The sequence below is a fragment of the Streptomyces purpureus genome, from assembly GCF_014648195.1.
GTDB lineage: Bacteria > Actinomycetota > Actinomycetes > Streptomycetales > Streptomycetaceae > Streptomyces > Streptomyces purpureus.
Genome location: NZ_BMQQ01000001.1, coordinates 370,017 through 393,016, shown reverse-complemented (window position 1 = coordinate 393,016; position 23,000 = coordinate 370,017). Strand labels below are relative to the sequence as shown.

The following is a 23,000-nucleotide window of genomic DNA, read 5'->3' as shown; positions in this document are numbered from 1 at the left end:
GCCGCGCCGCTCGCCGACCGGGTCGGGAGCCGTGCCGGCCGGCCCGGTGCGGACCGCGGCCGCCGGCCACGTGCCGAGCGCCCGGCCCGCGAAGGCGGCAGCCTGCCGTACGCCCTGCGGCCGGAGGCGCGCGCCCGGGCCGGCCCCCCGGCCGCTGACCGGAAGGCGGCACGCCGACGCCGACGTGCCGGCCGCGTGCCGGCCGCGGCGCTGACGTGCCGCTCGCAAGACACCCGGCCGTCGGCCGGATCGTGGCGCACCGGCGCTGGCCGGGTCGCGCCGCACCACCGTGGCCGCGCCGTCCGTCACCCGGCCGGTCCGCGGATCGTGGTGGCGCCACGGGCAGCGGTCGAAACCCCGCCCGTAACGCCCCCGCGCCGCCCGTACGGCTCGACGGCCGTCCGGGCGGGTTCCCAGAAAGCCCCGGCGGACGCGCCGCGTCCGTCGGCCGCCTCGCTACCTGGAGGATCAGACCGCCATCATGCGCGTCCCAGCCATCACCGCCACCCTGCCCAGCGGAGCGGCTCGCAAGCCGATCCTGCTGATGACGCTCGGGGCCTTCGCCCTGGGCACGGACGCCTTCGTGATCAGTGGGGTCCTGCCCGCCATGGGACAGAGCCTCGGGGTGTCCCTGGAGACGGCGGGCCTGCTGATCACCGTCTTCGCGGGCGTCTACGCCCTGGGCGCGCCCTTCCTCGCCGTCGCCACCGGCAGCCTCGACCGGGGAAGGGTCATCACGATCGCTCTCGCCGGTTTCGTCGCGGCCAACGTGCTTGCGGCCGTCGCCCCGAACTACACGGTGCTGATGGCCGCGCGGGTCCTCGCGGCGCTGTCCGCCGCCCTGTTCATGCCGGCCGCCTCGGCCAGTGCCGCGGCGGTGGCCGCGCCGGAGGAACGCGGCCGGGCGCTGACGACCGTGCTCGGCGGCCTCACCCTCGCCAGCGCCCTCGGTGTCCCGATCGGCACCCTCGTCGGGCACGTCGCCAACTGGCGCGCCACCTTCGTGCTGGTCGCCGTCCTCAGCCTGGTCGCCCTCGTCGGCCTGGCCCGGGCGCTGCCGCCGACCCCGGCCGCCAACATCGCCACGCTGGCCGACCGGGCCAGGGCCGCGAAGCTGCCCGGCATCCCGGCCATCCTGCTCGGGAGCATGCTGACCTACTGCAGCATGTTCACCCTCTACGCCTACATCCCCTGGTTCGCCGAGCGGACCGCGGGCATCGGTGAGGGCGCCGTCTCCTGGGTCTATCTCCTCTACGGCCTGTGCGGCGTGCTGTCCAACATGGCGGCCGGCTGGCTCATCGACACGTATCCGCCGCAGCGCGTCGCCATGCTCGCCTCGGCCCTGATGGCCGTCGTCCTCGGCCTGTTGACCCTCTTCGCGTGGGCGGGCCCCTCCGGCACCGCCGTGAGCGGGGTGCTGCTGTACGTCCTGATCGCCCTGTGGGGTCTGATCGGCTGGGTCATCAACCCGGCGCAGCAGAAGCGGCTCATCGTCACGGCCGGACCGCGCGGCCCGGTCGCCCTCTCACTCAACGGCTCGGCCGTCTACGCCGGTCAGGCCGTGGGCGGTCTGGCCGGCGGCATGGCGCTGAGCCACGGCGCGACCTGGCTGATGGCCACCTCCGTGGCGCTCCAGCTGCTGGCGATCGCCGTGGTCTGCCTCTCCGCCAGGGCCAGGAACACCACGGACCCGGCCCCGGCCGCACCCGCGACGAGCGCCTCGCCCGCCGCGCCGGCCGAGGAAGCGACCCGCTGACCATGGCCCACGAAGTAGCGATCACCGGCTACGGCGTCTTCACCGGCTTCGGATTCGGCGCGCGGGCCCTGCGGGAGGGGGTGTTCGCGGGCCGGAGCGCGTTCCGTCCGGTCACCCGCTTCGACACCGCGCCCTTCCACGCGACGTACGCGGCGGAGTACACCGGCGAGGGGCCCGGGATCCCGGGTGTGTCCGTGGGGCCCGGCAGCACGCCGGGACAGAGCGAGGTGCTGCTCGCCTGCGCCAGGGCGGCCCTGGAGATGGCCGGCACCGACGCCGTCGACGCGCCCGTGCTCATCGGCACCAACGGCGACCACTCCACCGGGCGGCGCTTCTGGGAGGACCGGCGGGCCGGCCGGGCCCCCGGCGCCGTACGGAGCCTCGACAGCCTGGCGGGCCGCATCCCTCAGCGGATCGCCGAGGACCTCGGACTCCGCGGACCCCGGCTCGCCTTCGTCAACGCCTGTGTCGCCGCGACCAACGCCATCGCGCACGCGGCGCGGTTGATCCACAGCGGCGCGGCGACGACCGTCGTGTGCGGCGGCGCGTCAATGGTCACCGAGGACGTCTTCGCCCGGTTCGACTCGGGCAAGGCGCTCACCCAGGAGGCGGCCGTACGCCCGTTCTCCGCGGACCGCTCCGGGCTCCTCCAGGGCGACGGCGCGGCCGTACTCGTCCTGGAGTCGGCGGCCCTCGCCGCGGCGCGCGGGGCGCGGATCCTGGGCCGGGTCGCCGGCTGGGGCATGGCCTCGGACGCCCACCACGTCGTCCAGCCGCACCCCCAGGGAGCCGGGCTCGCCGCGGCGGCGCGCATCGCGCTGCGGCGGGCGGGACTCGCGCCGGAGCGGATCGGCTACGTGAACGCGCACGGCACCGGTACGCCCCTGGGCGACGTGGCCGAGACGTCCGCGCTGCGCACCGTCTTCGGGGAGCACGTGAGCCGGGTGCCGGTCAGCTCCACCAAGGGCAGCACCGGGCACATGCTGGAGGCGACCGGAGGAGTGGAGGCGGTGATCACCCTGCTGGCCCTCCAGGACGGGCTGCTGCCCCCCACGCTCGGAATGCGGGAGCCCGACCCCGCGTGCGCCCTGGACCACATCCCCGACACCGCCCGCCCGGCCTCCGTCACGTACGCCCTCTCCCTCAACGCGGCCTTCGGCGGGGTCAACGCGGCGCTGGTCCTGGAGCGGGCCCGACCGACCGACGGCGGGGAGCCGAACGACCGCGAGGAGCCGACCGTATGACGACGACCGCTTCCCTCGCGCCGGCCGCGGCCGCGGTGCTCACCCCGTGGGGCGAGGCCGCCGAAGGACTGCCCGGTGCCGCGGGGGTGAACCTGCCCAAGGTCCGTGGGTTCGTCGGCTCCCGCTTCAGCCCGCTGGTGCACGCCGTCGCCGCCTCCTGCCTCGGCGCGCCAGACGCCTTCGCGGCCACCGGCTCCCCGGACGCGCCGGCCGGGGAGCGGACCGGGATCGTGCTCGCGACCCAGTTCGGCGACACCACGACCACCGACACGTCCACGCAGCGTGTGATGGACGGGCAGGTGCACAATCCGCTGCTGTTCTTCCAGTCGGTGACCACCTCCGTCCTCGGACATGTGGCGAAGGTGTACGGGATCACGGGACCGGTGAGCTGCGTCTCGGGCACCACGGCTCTCGCCTCCGAGGCACTGGCCATGGCCGAGGCCGTCCTCGGCTCCGGCGACGTGGACCGGCTTCTCCTCGTGGGCGTCGAGTGCGCCCCGAACGAGCGGGCCGACTGGGTGCACACCACGCTGTCGTCGGGGCCGGCTTCCGGCCCGGACGCGCTGCCCGCCGGCGACGTCGCGGTCGGTCTGCTGCTGCGGCGCGCCACCGGCGGCGAGGGGCCGGTGCTCGGACGGCCAGTCCTCGGGCGGCCCGTGCCGGGCGCCTGGGCCGAGGCCTTCGGCTGGCTCGTGCCACTGGTGGTGGCCGCCGAGACCCACGCCGGCGCGGCCCCGTGACCGTGAGGGCGGCGCGGCAGCGGGTCCTCCTGCGGGCAGGGTGTGCCACGGGCGGCCCTGTGCCCGGGGATCTCGCCGTGCTCACCGCCGAGGAGCGGGCCCGGGCCGGCCGCTTCCGGCAGCCGGACCGGGGCGCCGCCTACGCGGCCGCCCACGCCGCCGCCCGCCGCTGTCTCGCGGAGCAACTGCGCGGCTCACCCGAGCTGATCCGGTTCGGCAGGCGGCCCTGCCCCGGCTGCGGACGGCCCGGTCACGGCCGCCCGGTCGTCGAACACCCCCGTACGTCCTGGGAGTCGAGCCTGTCCCGGTCCGGTCCGTACTGGCTGTTCGCGGCCACCGACGGCGTACGGATCGGCGTCGACGTCGAGCGGCTGCGGCCCCTCGACACGGCCGGCCTCGACGTGTCCCGCCTCGGCGCGGCGGTGCTGAGCGTGAGCGAACGGGACCATCTGGCCGGGCTCGAACCGGCCGCTCGCGGGCGGGCGTTCATACGCTGCTGGACCCGGAAGGAGGCCGTCGTCAAGGCGAGCGGGATCGGCATCGAAGCCGATCTGCGGGAGCTGGAGACCCGGCCGTGGCTCCCCTCCGCGGTCGTGGAGCACGCCGTGGACGGCTGCCCCGTCACCCTCTGGTCGGTGTGCGATCTGCCCGCCGGCCCCCACTGCGCGGCGGCCCTGGCGCTGCCCGCGCACCACGAGCCGTGGTTCGGCCCCGGCGACACCACCCTGCCCCTTTCCCGGCCGCCGTCACCGGCCCGGACCCCCGCCGCCTAGGAGGCACCCATGGACACCACCCCCGCGCCCGCGGACGGTACGACGCCCCGGCTGATGACCGTGCCGCCGCATCTGGCCGACAAGCAGCTGGCCTTCCGCATGGGCATCGAGATCGTCTCGTGGGACCCGGAACGCCTGGTGGGCACCATGCCCGTGGAGGGCAACCAGCAGCCCTTCGGCTGGCTGCACGGCGGCGCCAACGCCGTGCTCGCGGAGACGCTGGGCTCGGTCGCGGCCAGTCTGCACGCGGCTCCGAAGGGGGCGGTGGCGGGTCTGGAACTGTCCTGCACCCACCACCGGCCGGCCCGCTCGGGCCTCGTGACCGGCGTCTGTACGCCGCTGCACCGGGGTTCACGGGTGGCGACGTACGAGATCGCGATCAGCGACGAGCAGGAGAACCTGACCTGTTCGGCCCGGCTCACCTGCATCATCACCAGCCGCTGAGCCGGGCCTCGTTCAGGAGACGTCAGTCGGCCAGATGGACTTCCAGGGCCGTGCGGACCGCCGACTCCAGGGCGCCCTCGATCCAGGCGGGCTTGACGGAGGTGTGGCAGCCCGCGAAGTGGAGCAGGCCCTCGGGGCGCTGGATGTGCGGGAAGAGTTCGGTGTGCTGGCCCGGCAGCAGGACGGACGCCTCACCGTAGGCGTACGGGTCGCGCATCCAGGACTGGGTCGCGCCGACACCGGTGTAGAACACCTCGATGCGTTGCCCGTACACCTCCTGGAGCCCGGCCAGCGCCCGGGGGTAGCGCTCGGCGTCGTCGAAGGCGTCCCATTTCAGGGCGTCGTCGGACCAGCTGTAGGAGGCGAGCATCACCCCGCCGCGGGCGCCCTTCACGGGGTGCGACGGCTGGTACATGAAACGGTTGGGGTTGTCGGTGGCCGATCCGCCGCCGACGACCCGGCTGGCCTCGGGCTGGTCGCGGCCGTCCGGACGGCAGGCCGCGTAGTGCGCCCGCTGCGCCGGGGTGACGTGCCCGCGCGGTACGGAGGGGTGGGCGCCGAGCAGTGAGCCGTCGGCGGGGGTGCGCCCGAAGCGGTAGTCGGCGTACAGGCCCTTGCGTACGGCCTCCAGCTCCCGCTTCCAGTCCGCCTCGTCGAACTCCCACCAGCGGCGGCTGAATTCGAGGAGCACCTTGGTGGCCGCGTCGTAGTGGAGCTCGGTCACCGCGCGCCGCTTGCCGTAGGAGAGCGCGGGGGTCATGGGGATGTGGCGCAGGCCGGAGAAGGGGACGGTGACGATCGCGGTGTCGCCGGTAAAGGTCTCCCGGACGACCCGGCGGCCGTTCCTGCCTTCGGAGACCGTCTCGACCGTGACCGTTCCCTTCCGCCGGTCCTGAGTGATGCGGGTGGCCCGGCGGTCGAGCCGGACCAGGTCCTTCACCCGGTCGTACATCGCGTCGACGAGGGTGCCGCTGCCGCCGGGCAGCTCGAAGAAGGAGGTGCCCGGGCTGATGAGCGCGGTGGAAATGAACGAGTGCAGGAAGGTGAGGTGGAGGCGGGAGGTGAGGTTCTCGACGGTGCCGATCAGGTCGACCGTGTGCTCGTCGAGGCGGGCCTCGTCCATGAGGTAGCGGTACATCGACATGTGGCCGTAACGCTGGATCACCCGCGCCCAGCCCTCGACCAGCGCCCGGCCGTCCTTGCCGTCGATCTCCTTGCGGACGGGCGCGAGCGCGGTGCGCAGGATCTCGCCGGCGGGGACGGTCTCGTAGCGGGCCGGGACGGCGAAGGAGCGGTTGACGGCGCGCGGGTCGCGGGCGTAGTCGGCGCGGCGCGTGCGGACGCCGTTGACCAGGAGCCAGGTCCGGTACGCGGGACGTGCGTCGGCGTCCACGTCGACGAGGTGGAAGGGGCGGCGCTTCAGGCCGAGGCCGTCGATGAGACCGGTCACCAGGGGGTGGCTGTCGGGGATCCGCATGGCCCCGGCCTCGGCGTACTGCTTCGGATCGGCGAAGGGGGCCCGCGCCTTCTCGTGGCCGCCTGCCCGGAAGGTCTTGATCCGGCCGCCGACGCGGTTGCCGTTGGCCTCGATGACGGTGACGTGGTGCCCGGCCTCGCGCAGCAGGTGGGCGGCGGTCAGGCCGGCCGGGCCGGCGCCGACGATCAGCACCTTCCTGGGGCTCCGGCCGGACCGCGGCAGCCCCGATTCGAGGAGGATGTCGCGGTATCGGGGCACCAGCGGCTCGTCGTTGCCGTCCCTGACGAGGACCGCGCGGGCCACCGACAGGCAGGTGTCCCAGTCGGCGGAGGGCGCGCCTGCCGGCAGAACGGCGGGCGCGGCGGCGGAGCCGGTGGTGAGGGCGCCGGTGCCGGCGGCGGCGAGCGCACCGGCGCCGGCGGACAGGAGCAGGGTGCGGCGGGCCGGAGAGTCGGCGGTCCGCTCGATGGAGGTATGTTCCAAGGTCACGACGTCACCTTCGGGCCCCGGTGATGGACCTTGATCACCGGACGCGCGTAGACCGGGCGAACACCACTCCATGGAGTGGGTCGACGAGATCGCCGAGTTGACCTTGTGCGCAGCGAAGCCGCCGCCTCACCGGGGCGGTTGACTCGCCAGCCGTCGTACGGCCACTTCCGCGGCCCCCTTTGTGGCGGCGGGCCCCATAGGCGGCGCCCTCACGCCCACCTAACCTCCCGGAAACCCACTTCCCCAGGAGGACCGATGAGATCGTCGCCCGTCGCCCGGTTCGGCCGGCTGGCCGCGCTGCTGCTGCTCGTCGCCGCAGGGCAGGCGCTGCCCTCGCCGGCGGTGGCGGCCGCGCCCGCGCCTGTGGCGGGCGAGCTGAGGCCGTACAACGTCGACCGGGTCTTCAGCGCCGGGGTGTCCTCGGGCGGCTACATGGCGACCCAGCTCCATGTCGCCCACTCACAGACGTTCGACGGGTCGGCCGTGTTCGCCTCGGGGCCGTACAACTGCGCGCAGAACGACCTGAACAGGGCTCTGAACGCCTGTATGGAGGTGAGCCAGGACCTCCAGCTGAGCCGCTTGGAACAGACGACGAGGGACTGGTCGGCGCGGGGTCTGATCGACGACGTGGCGGGGTTGTCCGGCGACCCGGTGTACACCTTCAGCGGCTCCGCCGACTCGACGGTCGAGCGCCCGGTGGTCGGGGCGCTGCGGGACTACTACGGACGCTTCGGCGCACGCGTCCTGCACAACCAGGCCACCGCCGCGGGCCACGCCTGGATCAGCCCGCTCGGCGCGAACTCCTGTGGCGTCACCCGCAGCCCGTGGATGAACAACTGCGGCATCGACCCGGAGCGGGAGTTCCTGGGGCATCTGCTGGGCTCGGTGGCGGCCCCCGCGAGCGCTCCGGGAGGCAGGCTGGTCCAGTTCGACCAGAACGCGTACGCGCCCGGCGGCGCCGCCGGGCCGATCTCGATGGACGACAAGGGCTTCGTGTACACGCCGACGGCCTGCGAGGACGGCGCCGTGTGCAGTGTGGTCGTGGCGCTGCACGGCTGCAAGCAGGGGTATTCGTACCAGGGCTTCGGCACCCGGTTCATCGACCAGGCGTATCTCAACGAGTACGCCGACACCAACCGGCTGATCGTGCTCTATCCGCAGGCCGTCGCGACCGCCACCCTGGACAACCCCAACGGCTGCTGGAACTGGTGGGGTTATCTGGGCGACACCTCGTACGCGCGGCACGGCGGCCGGCAGCTCGACACCATCGTGAACATGGTGCGCGCCCTCGGCGGGGGCGGCGGGACGCCGCCGCCGGGCGGTACGACGCTGCGCAGCGCCGCCGCCGAGGACGGCTACGTCAAGGCCGCCGGCGACGGGACCGCCGCGGCCGTCGGCACCCTTGAGGCGAGCTACGGCCTGGCCCTCGGGCGGGGCACCGACGGGAAGTTCAACCGGGCGGTGCTGTCCTTCGACACCTCGGCCGTCCCGGCGGACAAGAAGATCACCCGCGCCTATCTGACCGTGACCAGGAGCAGCGGGTCCGGCGATCCCTGGGCGAGCCCGGCGGGCAACCGGCTGCTGGTCGACGTCCACCAGGGCTGCCTCGGCGGCTGCGCCGTCGAACCGGCCGACTGGTCCGCGCCCGTGAGCGCGGCCGGGGCGGCCGAGGTCCCGGCGTTCACCACGGGCGCCGCGTCCTCCACGGATCTGTCGCCGGCCGGACTCGCTGCGATCAACCGCCTGGGCACGACGCAGATCCGGCTGCGTTTCGCCCAGGGCCAGACGTCGACGGCGTATCTGTTCGCGAACAAAGACGCTCCGGTGACGCTGACCGTCGAGTATGAGTAGCCCCGGGTCGCCGATGCGACCGAGGCAATTCGTTTACGCGTGAACATTCACTGGATCGAAGGTAACCAACAGAAACGGCCGTGTGACAGAGAAGGAACACCCCTCCCCCGCCCACGAATTAAGGAACTCATGGCTCGACTTATGCAACTTCCTTTATGTATGGTTCCCTTCATTCGCCGCCCGAGGGTGACTCCTCACGGCCTCTCCGCATGAGAACGCGTAGCGATTCGGGGGATCAGCCATCCGGTTCCAACTCCTGGGGCCTTTGAGTATTGCGCGGGGCCCGGAATCCGCGGTTCTCAAACCCTCCAAACCGACCAGCCTGCTCGCAGCCCTGCTGCTGCATCCCGGAGCCGTCGTCTCCACCGGCTATCTGATGCGTGCCGTCTGGGACGAGGAACCGCCCGCCACGGCGCGGGCATCGCTGCAGACTTGTGTGCTGCGGCTGCGCCGGCTGTTCGCCGCGTACGACATATCTGCCACCACCATCGAGGCCGTCCCTGGCGGCTACCGGATGCCCAACGGCCCCGGGACCCTCGATCTGGCGCAGTTCCGGTCCCTGGTCGAACTGGCCTCCTCCGCCACCGATGCCGCGGAGGAGCTGTACCGGCTCCGGGAGTCGCTCGCCCTGTGGCGCGGCCCGCTGCTGGCTAACGTGGCCTCCCGGCTGCTGCACCGCGACGCCGTACCCATGCTGGAGCAGGAACGTTTACGCGTGCTTGAGCGGGTCTGCGATCTCGAACTCGCCGCCGGAAACTGCCATCAGGTCCTGGTCGACCTCTACGAGAGCGCCCGCAGCGCCCCCGTCCGCGAGCGGTTCACGGAACAGCTCATCGAGGCCCTCTACCGCACCGGGCGGCAGGCGGAGGCGCTGGCCGAGTACCGGACCGTACGGGACCGGCTCCGCGACGAGCTGGGGATAGACCCCGGCCCCGGTCTGCGCCGGCTGGAGCTGGCGATCCTGCGGGCCGAGGACCTCGGCGGCCCCGCGACCGCGCCCGCACGAACCGCCGCCTTACCCCTCGCCGCAGCCCGGCCCGCCGCCTTACCCCCGGCCGCCACCCCGTCCGCCGCCCTGACCAGCGCCACTCCGGCGCCCGTACGGCCCGCACCGGCGTCTCCCTCCGGCGCTCCGCCCCTGCCGCCAGCGCTGCCGTCCGTCCCCGGCTTCGCCGGGCGTGAAACCGAACGCGCCGCGATCGCCGCCCGGTTGACCTCGGAGACCGGCCCCCGCGTGGTGGTGATCTCCGGCGCGCCAGGCATCGGCAAATCCGCCCTGGCCCACCAGACCGCCCACGACATCCAGCACGCCTTCCCCGCCGGGGTGTTCACCCTCCCGCTCACCCGCCCCGACGGCACACCCCTGACGGTCGACGAGGCCCGGGCAGCCCTGCCCCCGGCGGGCACGGGACGCCGGCTGCTCGTCCTGGACGACGCGGCCGGAGCCTGGCAGACACTGCCGCTCCTGCCGGACCTCGGCGACGCGGCCGTACTCGTGACCAGCCGGCGCGGCCTGGCCGCCGTCGTCGCCACCCACGGCGGGGCCGTGCACCGGCTGGACGTGCTGCGGCCCGCCGAGGCCCACGCCCTGCTCGCCGGGCTCGTCGGCGCCGACCGCATCGCACAGGACTGCCCCGCGACCCGCGAACTCGCCACCGTCTGCGGCCATTTCCCCCTTGCCCTGCGGATCGCGGCCGGCCGGCTGCTCACCCGCCCCCGCCTCTCCGCCGCCGACTGCGCCGCCTGGCTGGCCGAGGATCCGGTCGGCCGTCTCGCGCTCGCCGAGGATCCCCGGCTGTCGGTGCCCGAGGTGTTCGGCCAGGCCCTGACACGGCTCACGCCCGAGCTGCGGGACGCCTTCCTCCGGCTGGCCGGTGCGGACACCGACACCGCGCGCGGCCCGCTCGCCGCGCGGGACGACGGGTCGGGGCACGTGCTGGAGCAGCTGGTCGAGACCGGAATGCTCGAGGACGGGCCGCCCGGCCTCTACCGGATGCACGACTTCCTCCGTGTCTACGCGCGTTGGCATGTCCGTGCCCACCACACGGCCGCCGCCGTGTCCCTCCACTGACGCCCTCCCTCCCTCACTGCTTCATCCCCTCACCTTCCCTCCCCCGCCCACCACCCAGACCGCACTCAGGGGTGTCCCATGGCCCGAACCGGCTTCGAAGACGTCGCCTCCACCCGTCCCCGCATCCGCCGGGACGTGCTCTTCACCGAGACACCCGACGGTGTCCTCTTCCACAACGCCGACGGCGGCTTCCGCCTGACCTCGCCGTCCGCCTACCGCGTCGCCACCCTGCTCGTGCCGCACCTCACCGGCGAGCACACCGTCGCCGACCTCTGCCAGGGGCTCGGCGACGGCCCGCGTGCCATGGTCGGCGAGCTGGTGAGGACGCTGTACGAAAGAGACTTCGCCCGCCCGGTCGCCGCACCGGACGCGGACGGCGCCGGGCACCCCGCCCTGCCGCCGGACGTGGCACGGCGGTTCGCCCCGCAGATCGCCTACGCCGACCACTACGCCGACGACGCCGAGACCCGCTTCCTGCGCTTCCGTGACGCCAAGGTCGCCGTCCTCGGCGACGACGCCGTCGCCCGCTGGTGCGCGCTCGGTCTGGTGCGCAACGGCTGCGCCGTCGTCGGCGTGACCCCGGACCTCGACCGGTCCGCCGTCGACGCCGAGGCCGCCGAGACCGTGGCCGACGGCTGCCCGGTGGAGATCCGGCCGCTGCCGCCCGTCGACGGCCTCACCGACTGGTCACGTCTCGACGACTTCGACGTCGTCGTGGTCACCGGCGGCCGCGCGGCGCCCGCGGCCGTACTCCCGCTGCTGCGCGCCGGCATACCGGAGGGCCGGATGCTGCTCCCGGCCTGGACGTACGGCTCCGACGCCGTGGTCGGCCCGCTGATGGAGCACCGCACCCCGGGCTGCTGGGCGTGCGCGGCGCTGCGGCTGGACGCGGCACGCGGCGGCGACGCGGCGGCCGAGCTGTGGAAGGCGCTGGCCCTGCCGGGCGGTGCCGCCCTCGACGGCCCCGAGCCGGGCGGTCCGCTCGCCGCGATGATCGGCAATCTCCTCGGGTACGAGGTGTTCCGCGCCCGGTCCGGGGCGCCGGCGGCCGAGACCGCCGGGCAGCTGATCGTGCAGGACATGGATTCGCTGGACGTCACGGCGGAGCCGCTGTTCACCCATCCCCGGTGCCCGTTCTGCGCCGGTGACGACGCCGACGCGGTCCGCGCGGCGTCCGCGCCGGTCGAGCTCACCGCCGTCGGCGGGTCGGGGGCCCCGGAGCTGCCGACGGCGGCGACCGCCCGTGAGGCGGACGAGCTGGTCGAGGAGTTGAACCGGCGCTCCACGCTGGTCCGGCCCTACGCGGGGGTGTTCACGCGGTACGAGGACGAGTCGCTGACGCAGGTGCCGCTCAAGCTCGGTGCCGTGGAGCTGCCCGCCGGAGCCGGCGGCGCGCGTACGGTCACGGCCTTCGACGTCCACCATGTCGCCGGGGCGCGGATCCGCGCGCTGAACGCGGCGGCGGCCGTGTACGCGGAGTGGGTCGTCCCCGCGCGCGGCCTGGTCCGTGGCGAGCGGCCCGCCGCGGCGGCCGGTCTCGCGCTCGCCTCCGGCCTGCCGGGCACCACCGACACGTACCAGCACGGTGTCTCGCTCCTCACCAAGGAGCCGGTGCTGGTGCCCGCCGGGGCCGTGCGCCCCTTCGGACCGCACAACGCGGCGCGGCTCTTCGAGCGCACCTCCGCCGGCGTCGGGGCGGGCCCGTCCCCGGCGGACGCCGCCGCGGCCGGGCTGCTGTCCGCGCTCGCGTACGACGCCCTGCTGCGTGCCGTACGGGGCCGGGCCGCCGGGCTCGTACCCCTGCCGGAGGCGGAGGACGGCACCGGCTCCGACCCCGAACTGACCTTCCTCGTACGCTCGGCGGACCGGCTCGGCGTTCCGGTGGAGGTGCTGGACCTGGGTGAGGCCGCACGCACCGGTGCGCAGGTGCTGCTGGCACGCTCGGGCGAGCGGTGGGCCGTGGGCAGCGACCTGGACCGGCGGGCGGCGGCGGTGTCGGCCCTGCGCGACCTGCTGGGCGCCGTGCAGTACGAACGTGACGAGGCCTCCCCCGGCCCGGCCGACCCGGGCGATCCCCTGCTCCCCGACCTGGACCCGCGCGCCCTCACCGTCACGGCCGAGCCGGCCCCCGCCGCCTCCGCCGCCCCGGCGGCGTCCTGGCCGTCCGTCCTGGACCGGCTGCGCGCGGCGGGCCGCGACGCCTACGTGGTCCCGACCGGTTCACCGGAACTGACCTCCGCCGCGATCCACACGGCCCGGGTGCTGCTGACGGCCGCCGGGGAGGCCGGCGATGCCGCGTAGCAGCGGGGCCGCGCCGCGGGATCCGGCGGGGACCGGTGCCCACGTGGGGCCGGGTGGGCAGGACCCGGCCGGCACCGTGGCCCGCTCCGGGGAGTCGCCGTCCGAGGTGCCGCAGGCGGGCCCGAACGCCGCGGCCGCGCCGCGGGATCCGGCGGGGACCGCTGCCCACGTGGGGCCGGGTGGGCAGGACCCGGCCGGCACCGTGGCCCGCTCCGGGGAGTCGCCGTCCGAGGTGCCGCAGGCGGGCCCGAACGCCGCGGCCGCGCCGCAGGATCCGGCCGGGGACGGCACCGAGCCCATCCCCGGGCTCGTCCGGGCCGACGGTCTGCTCGCCGTCGCGCTCGGGGCGGCGGGTGCCGCGCGGCTGTGCGGGGTGTTGGAGCGGGCGTTGCGTGTGGTGGGCGGGCCCGAGGTGAGTCTGTCGGCGTTGGGGGTGCGGGACGCGTTCGCGCCACCCGTGGCGGGGGCGGACGGGCGTGTTCCCGTGCGGGTGTACGGCCGGCACGCCGTCGTCGGACCGGTCGGCGACGGCGGCGCCGGGTGTGCGCGCTGTCTGGAGCGGCGGTGGCAGGCCGTGCGGTCCGTCGCGCTGCGGGACGCCCTAGAACTGGGCGGCGGGACGGGGCGCGCGGCCGGTGAGTGGCCGTACGCGCATCCGTTCGCCGCCGACGCGCTCGCCGCGCTGGTCACGGCGGTGCGGGGCGCCCGCGCGGCGGGGCCCTTCCCGTACGTGTGGCTGCTGGACCTGCGGTCCGGTGGCGTGCGGCGGCTGCCGCTCGTGCCGGATCCGGAGTGCCCGGGCTGCGCCGCTCCCGAGGAGGACACGGCGGACGGCGCGGTCCTCGACCTGCCGCCCACGCCGGCGTACCGGCCCGGCGCGCTGCGTACCCGGCCGGTCGAGTCGTACGCCGTCGACGTGGCCGCCTTCGCCAACCCGCTCTGCGGGGCGCTGGGGCCCTCGCTCGTGCAGGACGTGTCCTCCACGTCCACCTCGGCGACGATCGGCTGCTTCTCGATGCGCTCGGGCGGCTATCTGCGCGAGACGTTCTGGGGCGGGCACACCGACTCGTTCGCCCGCAGCGCGCGCGTCGGGGTCCTGGAGGGGCTCGAACGGTACGCGGGCATGCGGCCCCGGTCCCGGGTGACCGCGGTCGTGGGCTCGCTGAAGCAGTTCGGCTCCGACGCGGTCGACCCCCGGGAAGTGGGGCTTTACAGCGAGGCGTTCCACCGCGCGAACCCGAGGGTTCGGCCCTTCGACCCCGACCGGGAGATCCCGTGGGTGTGGGGCTGGTCGCTGCGGGACCGGACGCCCCGGCTGGTCCCGGAGGTGCTGACGTACTACCACGCGCCCGGGCTGGAGAACCGGTTCGTGCAGGAGAGCTCCAACGGATGCGCGTCGGGCGGGAGTGTGGCGGAGGCGGCGCTGTTCGGCCTCCTTGAGGTGGTCGAGAGGGACGCGTTCCTGCTCAGCTGGTACGGGCGGCAGCCGCTGCCGGAGCTCGACGTGTCCGGCAGTACGCGGCCGGAGACCCGGGCGATGGTGGACCGGCTGGCGCTGTACGGCTACCGGGCGCGGTTCTTCGACACCCGTGTCACCTTCCCGATCCCCGTGGTGACCGCGGTCGCCGAGCGGTTCGACGGCGGGACGGGCCGGATGTGCTTCGGCGCGGGGGCGAGCCTCGACCCGGAGGCCGCGCTCGCCTCGGCGCTGTGCGAGATCGCCACCGACGCCGTCAACCTGCCCGGGCGCACCGAGCGGGACGAGGCGAGGCTGCGGGCGATGGCCGCCGACTTCTCGCTGGTGACCGCCTTGCACGACCATCCACTGGTGTACGGGGTGCCGGAGATGGGCCGGCACGCCGACTTCCTGCTGCGGGCCGCGTCACCGGCCGCTCCGCGGGCGGTGGACTCGCTGCGCTGGCCGGACGCCTCGGGGCGGATCTCCTCCGGCGACCTCACCGAGGACCTGGAGCGGTGTGTGGCGGCCGTCGCCGCCGAGGGCTTCGACGTGGTCGCGGTCGACCAGACCATGCCGGAGCAGCGGGCTTTGGGGCTGCACACGGTGAGCGTGCTGGTGCCGGGGCTGCTGCCGATCGACTTCGGCCACGCGCGGCAGCGGGCGCTCGGGATGCCACGGCTGCGTACGGCCCTGCGGGCCGCGGGGCTACGCGCGGACGACCTGGCCCCCGCCGACGTCAACCCGGCTCCGCACCCCTTCCCCTGACCCGGCCGCCGCGACCCGGCGTCCGATCCGAACGTAGGAGGACCCGTGGGCCACGCCCATGACTACGCCCGCCAGATCATGCACCGCGGCCGGGTACCGATGGAGCCGGTCGACTTCGTGCCCGACTGGTCCGACCGGCCGCGGAAGGCGAAGTACTACCCCGGCGCGGAGACGCTTCCGCTGCCCGAGGCCCCGCCCGAGGGCAGTGCGGACGGCGCGTTCACGCTGCCGCTGCTCGCCGGGATGCTGCGCGACTCGTACGGGCTGACCGGGCGCCGGCTGGCCGTGCAGGCCAATACCGACCTGGCGGCGCTGCCGCACTACACCCACGCCAACTGGTCCCGGGGCACCGCGTCGGGCGGCGGGCTGTATCCGGTGACCGTGTACTGGGCGGCGGGCGCGGACGGGCCGCTGACGCCCGGGCTGTACCACTACGCGCCGCACCGGCACGCGCTGCGGCGGCTGCTGGCGGGCGATGTGACCGGCGACGTCCGCGCGGCGCTCGGGGACGGCGTGCCGCCGGCCGCCCAGTATCTGGTGCTCGGGGTCAAGTACTGGCAGAACGCGTTCAAGTACAACAGCTTCTCCTTCCACGCCGTCAGCATGGACGTGGGCGCGCTGCTGCAGACCTGGCGGCTGTGGGCCGGGCAGTACGGCCTACGGCTCGCGCCGGTGCTCTGGTTCGACGAGGAGCCGCTGGCGGGGCTGCTCGGCGAGGCGTCGCGGGACGAGGGCGTCTTCGCGGTCGTGCCGCTGGAGTGGGCGGGCGCGTCCGCCCCGGAGGCGGGCGGTTCGGAGGCAGACGGCCCGGGAGCGGACGGCCCGGAGGCGGGCGGCCCGGGAGCGGACGGCCCGGGAGCGGGCGGTTCGGGAGCGTCCGCCCCGAAGGCGGGCGGCCCGGCGCGGGCCGGCGGCGCACCGGCCGTGCGCAGGCGGGACGCCGAACGCTCCCGCCGGGTGCTGGAGTTCGAGGCGTTGCACCGCGTCCACGCGGCGACGCTGGGGCGGGCGGCGGACCGTCCGGCCCCCGGCGCGCTGGACGCGGCCGCCGCCGGGCCGCCGCGCGGCGGCGATCCGCTGCCGCTGCCCGCACCGGCCCGGCCCGCCCTCGGGGTGGGCGCCGCGCTGCGCGCCCGGCGCAGCAGCTTCGGCCGGTTCGACGCGAGCCGCCCGGTGGCGGCGGAGCAGCTGGCGGCCGTGCTCGACGACTGCGCGACGGCCTCGCTGGGCAGTGAGGCCGAACGCCCCGGCGGGCCCGCGCTGACCGCGCTGTACGTCTTCGTCAGCCATGTGGAGGGGATCGCCCCGGGGACGTACGCCTACGATCCGGCCGCCCGGGCGCTGCGGCTGGTGGTGGCGGGGCCGCCCGGAGGTTTCCTCCAGCGGAACTACTTCCTGTCCAACTACAACCTGGAGCAGGCGGGCGCGGTGATCGTGCCGGCAGTGCGGACGACGGCCGTGCTGGACGCCGTGGGCGACCGCGGATACCGGCTGGTGAACGGCACGGTGGGCGCGGTCGCGCAGACCTTCTACACCTCGGCCGCGGCGCTGGAGCTCGGGGCGGGTGTCGCGCTGGGCTTCGACAACATCGCGTACCAGGAGTGGCTGGGGCTGACCGGTACGGACGAGGCGCCGCTGCTGATCATGCTGCTGGGTCATGAGCGGCCGCGTCCGGCCGACTTCCGCCACGAGATCGCCTGAGGGGGCAGCGATGGACAGCACTGCCGAATGGCAGGCGGGGGACCGCTTCCTGCTGCGGGTGGCCGGGCTGCCGCTGGCCTCGGTCGACGCGCTGTGCTGCGGCGCGAGCGTCGGGTGGGCGGAGGAGGTCCTGGCCGTCGAGGAGACGCTGCGGTCGGACGGCGAGCGGCTGGGCGACCTGCTGCACCTGGCGGTCGGCGCGACCGACCCGTCACCGGACGGGCCGGACGCGGCCCGCCGCCGTGAACTGCTGCGGCTGCGGCGCCAGATCCACAACAACAAGCTGCCGGGCCGGCCGGAGGCGGCCGTCGAAGCGGTCGCGGCCCTGGACCCGGCCGCCGGGGAGCGGCTGGCACGGTGGCTGGAGTTGCGCGGCGAGCTGGAGAAGCTGCTGGCCGAGGGGGAGCCGCTGCTTGCGGCCGATCTGGAGCGCGGCCGGGCGGCGCTGCGTGGCCTGCTGGCCGACGAGCGGCTGCGGCTCGGGCTGCTGCTGGCCTCACCCGTGCTCGACGGCCAGGTGGACTCTCTTCTGGCAGGCACCGGCGGACGGGCCCGCAAGGCGGAGCGGTCGCTGCTGTCGTACGTGTACCGCGCGGCGTGCAAGACCAGCCCGTTCAGCACCTTCACCGGTGTGGCGACGGGCCGGTTCGGGGCGCGGCCCGCACCCCGGTGGGTTCGGGTCATGGACGACTGGCGCGGCCAGGTGCGGCTCAACGTGGTGGTGCTGGCGCGGCTCGCGGAGCTGATCCTCGCCGACCCGGTGCGCCGCCGTGACCTGCCGTTGCGCCCGGCCTCCGGGTGGGGCGGCGACGAGGACCGGATCCGGTACGTGCGGCGCTCGGTCGCCGCGGGCGACGACGCCGCCGCGGTCACCTTCGACGCGGTCAAGGACCGCCTGTTCTTCCTGCGCCGCAGCGGCACCCTGGACCGGCTCCTGGCGCTCTTCGCCGAGCGGGGCGAGCTGCGGTACGCGGAGGTGGCCGACTGGCTGGCGGAGGTGCACGGCGCCGATCCGGCCGACTGCGAGACGTATGTGTCGGCCCTGCTCCAACTCGGCATGGTGCGGGTGCCCTGCCTCGACACCGAGGTGCACAGCGCCGATCCGCTGGGGTCGTTCCAGGCGTCGCTGCGCGCGCTGGAGCGGCCCTGGGCCGACCGGCTCGCCGGGCTCCTGGACACGCCGGCGGCGACGCTCGGCCGCTATGCCTTTGCCACCGGGTCCGCCGAACGCCGGGAGCTGCTGCGCGAGCTGCGCGGCGGGCTGCGCGCGGTGCAGGCGGAGCTCGGCGCGCCGGACGCGGGCCTGCCGCAGACGCTGCTGTACGAGGACGTGAGCGCGGGCCGTGAGCTGGCGGGCCCGGAGCCGGACTGGGCGGGGCTGCGCTCGGTGGAGCGGATCCTGCCCGCATTCGATCTGACGCTGGCGCAGCGGATCACCTTCGAAGGGTTCTTCGCCGCCCGGTACGGCTCCGGCGGGCGCTGCGACGATCTGCTCGGCCTGGTCCACGACTTCCACGAGGACTTCTTCGACCAGTACCTCTCCTTCACCGCGCGCCGCACCCCGATCGACGCGTCCGGTGCGTACGTCCCGGAGGAGAACTGGCTGGGGCTTTCGGGTATCAGGGCGCTGGACACGGCCAGGCGGACCTTCATCGACCGGATGCGGGCCGCGTGGGAACGGCACGGCGAGGAGCCCGGAACCTCGGCCGACGTTGCCGAACTGCGGCTCAGCGAGGCGGACCTGGCGGCGGTTTCCGGCGAACTCCCCCCCCTTGACCGAGGGTTCGCGGCCCGGTGCCACCATCTCCAGCTGGCGCCCGATCCGGTGTCCGGCCGGCAGCTGACGGTCCTGAACCGGTCCTACGGCGGCCTGTCCTTCCCGTTCAGCCGCTTCACGGGGCTGTACGACGAGGGGGCGGATCCGCTGTCGCCCCGGCTGCGGGCGGGCGCCGACCGGCTCACCCCGCCGGGCGCCGTGTTCGCGGAGGTCACCGGCGGTCCGGTGACCACCAATCTCAATCTGCACGGCGAGCTGACCTCGTACGAGATCGTCTGCCCGGGCGAGACCGGGACGCTGCCCGAGGAGCGGCTGCTGCGGCTGGACGACCTGTATGCGCAGGCCGACGCGGACACCGGCCGGGTGGCGCTGCGCTCGCACCGGCTGGGGTGCGAGGTGATCCCGGTCTATCTGGGCTATCTGGTGCCGTTGGCGCTGCCCGCGATCCCGCGGACGCTGCTGCTGCTGTCGCCGTCGTCGATGTCACCGCTCGACGTGTGGGCGGGCGTCCCGCAGGGCCCGTCGCGCGAGGGGGTCACCTCCCGTCCCCGGGTGGTCCACGGGGATGTGGTGCTCTCCCGGCGCAGCTGGACCACCACGGCCGGGGAGCTGCCCGCGCGCGGCGCGCGGGAGGCCGGTCATCTGCTGGAGTGGCGGCGGTGGCGGCGGTTCCACGGGCTGCCGGAGCGGGTGTTCGCGACGGTGACGGCCGGGCCGGCCGGCGCCGGCGCGAAACCTCAGTACGTCGACTTCGGCAGCCTGTTGTCGCTCGCGGCCTTCGAGACGCTGCTGCGTGACCCCGACCACCGGGTGGTGTTCCGCGAGATGCTCCCGGGCCCGGACGGTCTGCACACCTGCTCCGCGCGGGGCACGCATGTGACGGAGCTGGCAGTCGAGACCTTCACCACGACCCGACGCCCGGAAGGCGGACCCCGATGGCAGAGCTGAACCGAACCGGCGGCGATCCGCGCGGCGCCTGGCAGGCCACGCACATCTTCTACGCGGCCAATCCGCAGCCGCTGCTGGTCACCTGCGTCCGCCCGCTGGTCTCCGCGCTGCGCGAGGACGGCCTGCTGGCCGGGCACTTCTTCATCAACTACTGGCTGGAGGGGCCGCATGTGCGGCTGCGGCTGCGGCCCGCGACTCCGGCGGCCGCGCCGGAGGTGAGGCGCCGGACCGACGAGGCCGTCGCGGCCTTCCTCAAGGCCCGTCCGGCGTTGTACGAGGTCGACTCCGGATTTCTCAACGAGTTCTACAACACCCTGTTCGACATCGAATTCCCCGGCGGTGACCGGGCCGCGTTCATGGGCCCCGACGGCCGGATGAATCTGCGGCCGAACAATTCCTTCTCCCACGAGCCCTACGAGCCCGAATACGGAAAATACGGCGGCCCCGCGGGCGTCGAACTCGCCGAATGGCATTTCGCCCGCTCCAGCGATCTGGTGATGGACGCCCTGGGCCGGATGAACCTCCATCTGCGCACGGTGCTGCTCGGCACCTCCGCCCAGCTGATGATGGTGATGGCCGGGGTGTTCCTCCCGGGCCGCGACGAACTGACGGACTATCTCGACCGCTACTACGAGTTCTGGCACAAGGCGTTTCCGGGCACCGGGTTCATCGGTTCCGAGGAGTACGACCGGACGTACGAGCAGACCGCTCCGGGCCTGGCCCGGCGGTTCGCCGCCGTACGGCAGGCGCTGGCCTCGGGTGACACGGGCCGGCTGCCGGCGTTCCTCGGGGGCTGGGCCGAGCACTGCCGGGAGCTGCGGGAGCGGGCGGCCGGGCTGGCCGCCGCCGGGGAGCTGGTGTTCCGCTCCTGGGACGGCACCCGGGACGAGCGGGTGACGGATCCGGCCGAGGCACTGCCGCTGCTCCTCTCCCCGTACATGCACATGACCAACAACCGGCTCCATGTGACGATCCGCGACGAGGCGTACCTCGCCCATCTGCTGGGGCGGGTGCTGCGCGAGGGCGAGGACCGCTCCGACGCGGCGGCGGTCGCGCCATGACCGGCGCCTCCTCCCCCGCCCCGGCGGGGCTGCTCGCGCACCGGCCCGCGCTCCGCGCCGACGTCCTGCTCTCGCCGGCGCTGCTGCACGGCTCGGCGACCGTGCATCTGGTCAAGGACCCGGTGTCGGGGACGTCGTTCGAGATCGGGCCGAAGGAGTTCTTCCTCGTCTCCCGCCTCGACGGCGCCCGCAGCCTCGCGGAGATCGGCGCCGAGTACGGCCAGGCGTTCGGGCGCCGGCTGGGTGAGGCGCACTGGCAGCGGCTCCTTGGCCTGCTCGGCTCCCGGCGGCTCCTCGCGGGCGGGCCGCCGCCGCAGCCGCCGGCCCCCCGTACCAAGCAGGTGGAGGGCACACTGCTGCGCGGCTCCGTGCGGCTGGTGGCGGACGCCGACGCGGCCACCGCCGCCCTGCACCGGGCGCTGCGGCCGCTGCTGCACCCGGCGGCCCTGGCGGTGGGGCTGCTGGTGTGCCTGGCGACGACGGCGGTGACCGTGGCGGCGGCGGCGGAGCTGCTGCGCGACCTGGGTTGGCTGCTGCGCCGTCCCGTGCCGCTGCTCGCCGTGGCGAGCGCGCTCTGGCTGAGCACGGCGCTGCACGAGTTCGCGCACGGGGTCGCGGCCCGGCACGTCGGCGGCACCGTCGGCGAGATCGGGCTGCGCTGGCGCCTGCCGGTCGCCATCATGTACTGCACCGTCGACAACTACCGCTATCTGCGCCGCCGTCGGCACCAGCTGGCCGTCGCCGGGGCGGGTGCCTTCGCCAACCTGCTGTTCCTGCTGCCGTTCTGCCTGTGGTGGGCGGCCCTGCCCGAGGGGGATGCCACCCGCCGCACGCTCGGCGCCCTGCTGCTGCTCGGCACCGCGCAGGCCCTGGTCAACCTGATCCCGCTGCCGCCGCTGGACGGCTACACCATGCTCGGCCACGCCCTGCGCGTGACGACCCTGGCGCCGGCGAGCGCCACCTATCTGCGGCTGCGCTCACGCGACCCGGTGGCGGCCGCCGCCTATCCGCCCCGTGCGCGCCGGCTCTACCTCGCGTACGCCGCCGGCTCCTGTCTGCTCGTGCTGCTCCTGGTGGCAGGTGCGGCGGGCGCCGTCTGGTACGCCCTGACCCCCTGACCGCCAATCCCCCCACCCCCGGCCCTTTCCGCCCCACCACATCCGAGGACACACCGCCCATGACAACCCACAGCACCCCTCCCCCAGACACCACGGCCATCACGGCCATCACGGTCGAGAACGTCCGTAAACGCTACGGCGACCGGGACGCCGTGGACGGTGTCTCCCTCGCCGTGCGGCGCGGTGAGTTCTTCGGCCTGCTCGGCCCCAACGGCGCGGGCAAGACGACCCTTGTCGAGATCATGGAGGGGCTGCGGCAGGCCGACTCCGGGACCGTGCGGGTCCTCGGGCAGAGCCCATGGCCCCGGAACACCGCGCTGCTGCCCCGGATGGGGGTCCAGACGCAGTCCTCGGCGTTCTTCGTCCGCCAGACGGCCCGGGAGCACCTGGCCACCGTCGCCGGTCTCTACCGCCACGACCGGGCGGCGGCCGACCGCACGCTGGCCTCCGTGGGCCTCACCGAGCAGCGGGACGTGTACGTCGAGAACCTCTCCGGCGGGCAGCGCCAGCGGCTCGCCATCGCCTCCGCTCTCGTCCACGACCCGGAGCTGATCTTCCTGGACGAGCCGACGGCCGCGCTCGACCCGCAGGCCCGCCGCGACCTGTGGGAGGTGTTGCGCGCCCTCAAGAGCGAAGGCCGCACCATCGTCTACACCACCCACCACCTCGACGAGGCCGAGGCGCTGTGCGACCGGGTCGCCATCCTCGTCGGCGGCCGGATCGCCGCCCTCGACTCCCCGCACCAGCTGGTCACCGCCGCGGGCGCCCCCTCCCGGCTGCTGCTGCCCGCCGGCCGGATCCCCGTGGAGGACGCCGACGCGATCCCCGGCGTCGACCGGGCCACGGTCCAGGGCGGCTCGCTGGTCCTGGAGACCGCGGCGCCCGGCAAGGTCCTTAGGGCCGTCGACGCCCTCACCGGCCTCGACGGTGTGATGACCCGCACGGCGACCCTGGAGGACGTCTACCTCGAACTGACCGGCGCGGCAGGCGAGCCGGCCGCCCACCCCCACAGCACGGAGTCCTGA

At 74.6% G+C, this 23,000-nt stretch carries 15 protein-coding genes; 14 read left to right on the top strand and 1 reads right to left on the bottom strand.

Annotation, left to right across the window (positions count from 1 at the left end):
* Positions 1–481 precede the first annotated feature (481 nt).
* From IEZ01_RS01740 to IEZ01_RS01720, 5 genes are all read left to right on the top strand, one after another.
* Entirely contained in the window at positions 482–1,756 is a 1,275-nt protein-coding gene (locus tag IEZ01_RS01740) for an MFS transporter (RefSeq protein ID WP_019891007.1), read from the top strand.
* 2 nt (positions 1,757–1,758) lie between these two features.
* Complete coding sequence (locus IEZ01_RS01735; RefSeq protein ID WP_019891006.1) at positions 1,759–3,000, top strand: beta-ketoacyl-[acyl-carrier-protein] synthase family protein; 1,242 nt, start codon at positions 1,759–1,761, stop codon at positions 2,998–3,000.
* Positions 2,997–3,740, top strand: a complete 744-nt coding sequence (locus IEZ01_RS01730; RefSeq protein ID WP_019891004.1) for a beta-ketoacyl-[acyl-carrier-protein] synthase family protein — start codon at positions 2,997–2,999, stop codon at positions 3,738–3,740. Before IEZ01_RS01735 ends, IEZ01_RS01730 begins: the two co-directional genes overlap by 4 nt.
* A 77-nt stretch (positions 3,741–3,817) precedes the next feature.
* A complete protein-coding gene (locus IEZ01_RS01725) occupies positions 3,818–4,513 on the top strand; it encodes a 4'-phosphopantetheinyl transferase family protein (protein WP_019891003.1) in 696 nt (231 codons plus the stop codon).
* A gap of 54 nt (positions 4,514–4,567) precedes the next feature.
* Complete coding sequence (locus tag IEZ01_RS01720; RefSeq protein WP_028798208.1) at positions 4,568–4,957, top strand: PaaI family thioesterase; 390 nt, start codon at positions 4,568–4,570, stop codon at positions 4,955–4,957.
* Positions 4,958–4,979: 22 nt separating this feature from the next.
* On the opposite strand, the gene lgoX is transcribed toward IEZ01_RS01720, so the two are convergent.
* Positions 4,980–6,923 carry an L-glutamate oxidase LgoX gene (lgoX, locus tag IEZ01_RS01715; RefSeq protein ID WP_019891001.1) on the bottom strand — a complete coding sequence of 648 codons (1,944 nt, stop codon included), beginning with the start codon at positions 6,921–6,923 and terminating at the stop codon, positions 4,980–4,982.
* A gap of 255 nt (positions 6,924–7,178) precedes the next feature.
* Here lgoX and IEZ01_RS01710 point away from each other — a divergent pair, with 255 nt between their 5' ends.
* The 9 genes from IEZ01_RS01710 to IEZ01_RS01670 all read left to right on the top strand — a co-directional run bounded on the left by IEZ01_RS01710 (position 7,179) and on the right by IEZ01_RS01670 (position 23,000).
* Positions 7,179–8,774 (top strand): extracellular catalytic domain type 2 short-chain-length polyhydroxyalkanoate depolymerase, encoded by a 1,596-nt coding sequence (locus IEZ01_RS01710; RefSeq protein ID WP_189199456.1) that lies wholly within the window; start codon positions 7,179–7,181, stop codon positions 8,772–8,774.
* A 265-nt stretch (positions 8,775–9,039) separates the two neighbouring features.
* Complete coding sequence (locus IEZ01_RS01705) at positions 9,040–10,845, top strand: AfsR/SARP family transcriptional regulator (protein WP_189199454.1); 1,806 nt, start codon at positions 9,040–9,042, stop codon at positions 10,843–10,845.
* 78 nt (positions 10,846–10,923) lie between these two features.
* Positions 10,924–13,146 (top strand): TOMM precursor leader peptide-binding protein, encoded by a 2,223-nt coding sequence (locus IEZ01_RS01700; protein WP_019890998.1) that lies wholly within the window; start codon positions 10,924–10,926, stop codon positions 13,144–13,146.
* Positions 13,136–15,370 carry a TOMM precursor leader peptide-binding protein gene (locus IEZ01_RS01695; protein WP_229832594.1) on the top strand — a complete coding sequence of 745 codons (2,235 nt, stop codon included), beginning with the start codon at positions 13,136–13,138 and terminating at the stop codon, positions 15,368–15,370. Before IEZ01_RS01700 ends, IEZ01_RS01695 begins: the two co-directional genes overlap by 11 nt.
* Before the next feature lie 45 nt (positions 15,371–15,415).
* A complete protein-coding gene (locus tag IEZ01_RS01690) occupies positions 15,416–17,071 on the top strand; it encodes a nitroreductase family protein (protein WP_189199452.1) in 1,656 nt (551 codons plus the stop codon).
* Between the two features lie 10 nt (positions 17,072–17,081).
* Positions 17,082–19,796, top strand: a complete 2,715-nt coding sequence (locus IEZ01_RS01685; RefSeq protein ID WP_189199450.1) for a lantibiotic dehydratase — start codon at positions 17,082–17,084, stop codon at positions 19,794–19,796.
* Positions 19,784–20,857, top strand: a complete 1,074-nt coding sequence (locus tag IEZ01_RS01680) for a lantibiotic dehydratase C-terminal domain-containing protein (protein WP_189199448.1) — start codon at positions 19,784–19,786, stop codon at positions 20,855–20,857. Before IEZ01_RS01685 ends, IEZ01_RS01680 begins: the two co-directional genes overlap by 13 nt.
* Complete coding sequence (locus IEZ01_RS01675) at positions 20,854–21,975, top strand: M50 family metallopeptidase (RefSeq protein WP_189199446.1); 1,122 nt, start codon at positions 20,854–20,856, stop codon at positions 21,973–21,975. The genes IEZ01_RS01680 and IEZ01_RS01675 overlap by 4 nt, the downstream gene beginning before the upstream one ends.
* Before the next feature lie 59 nt (positions 21,976–22,034).
* A complete protein-coding gene (locus IEZ01_RS01670; protein ID WP_019890992.1) occupies positions 22,035–23,000 on the top strand; it encodes an ABC transporter ATP-binding protein in 966 nt (321 codons plus the stop codon).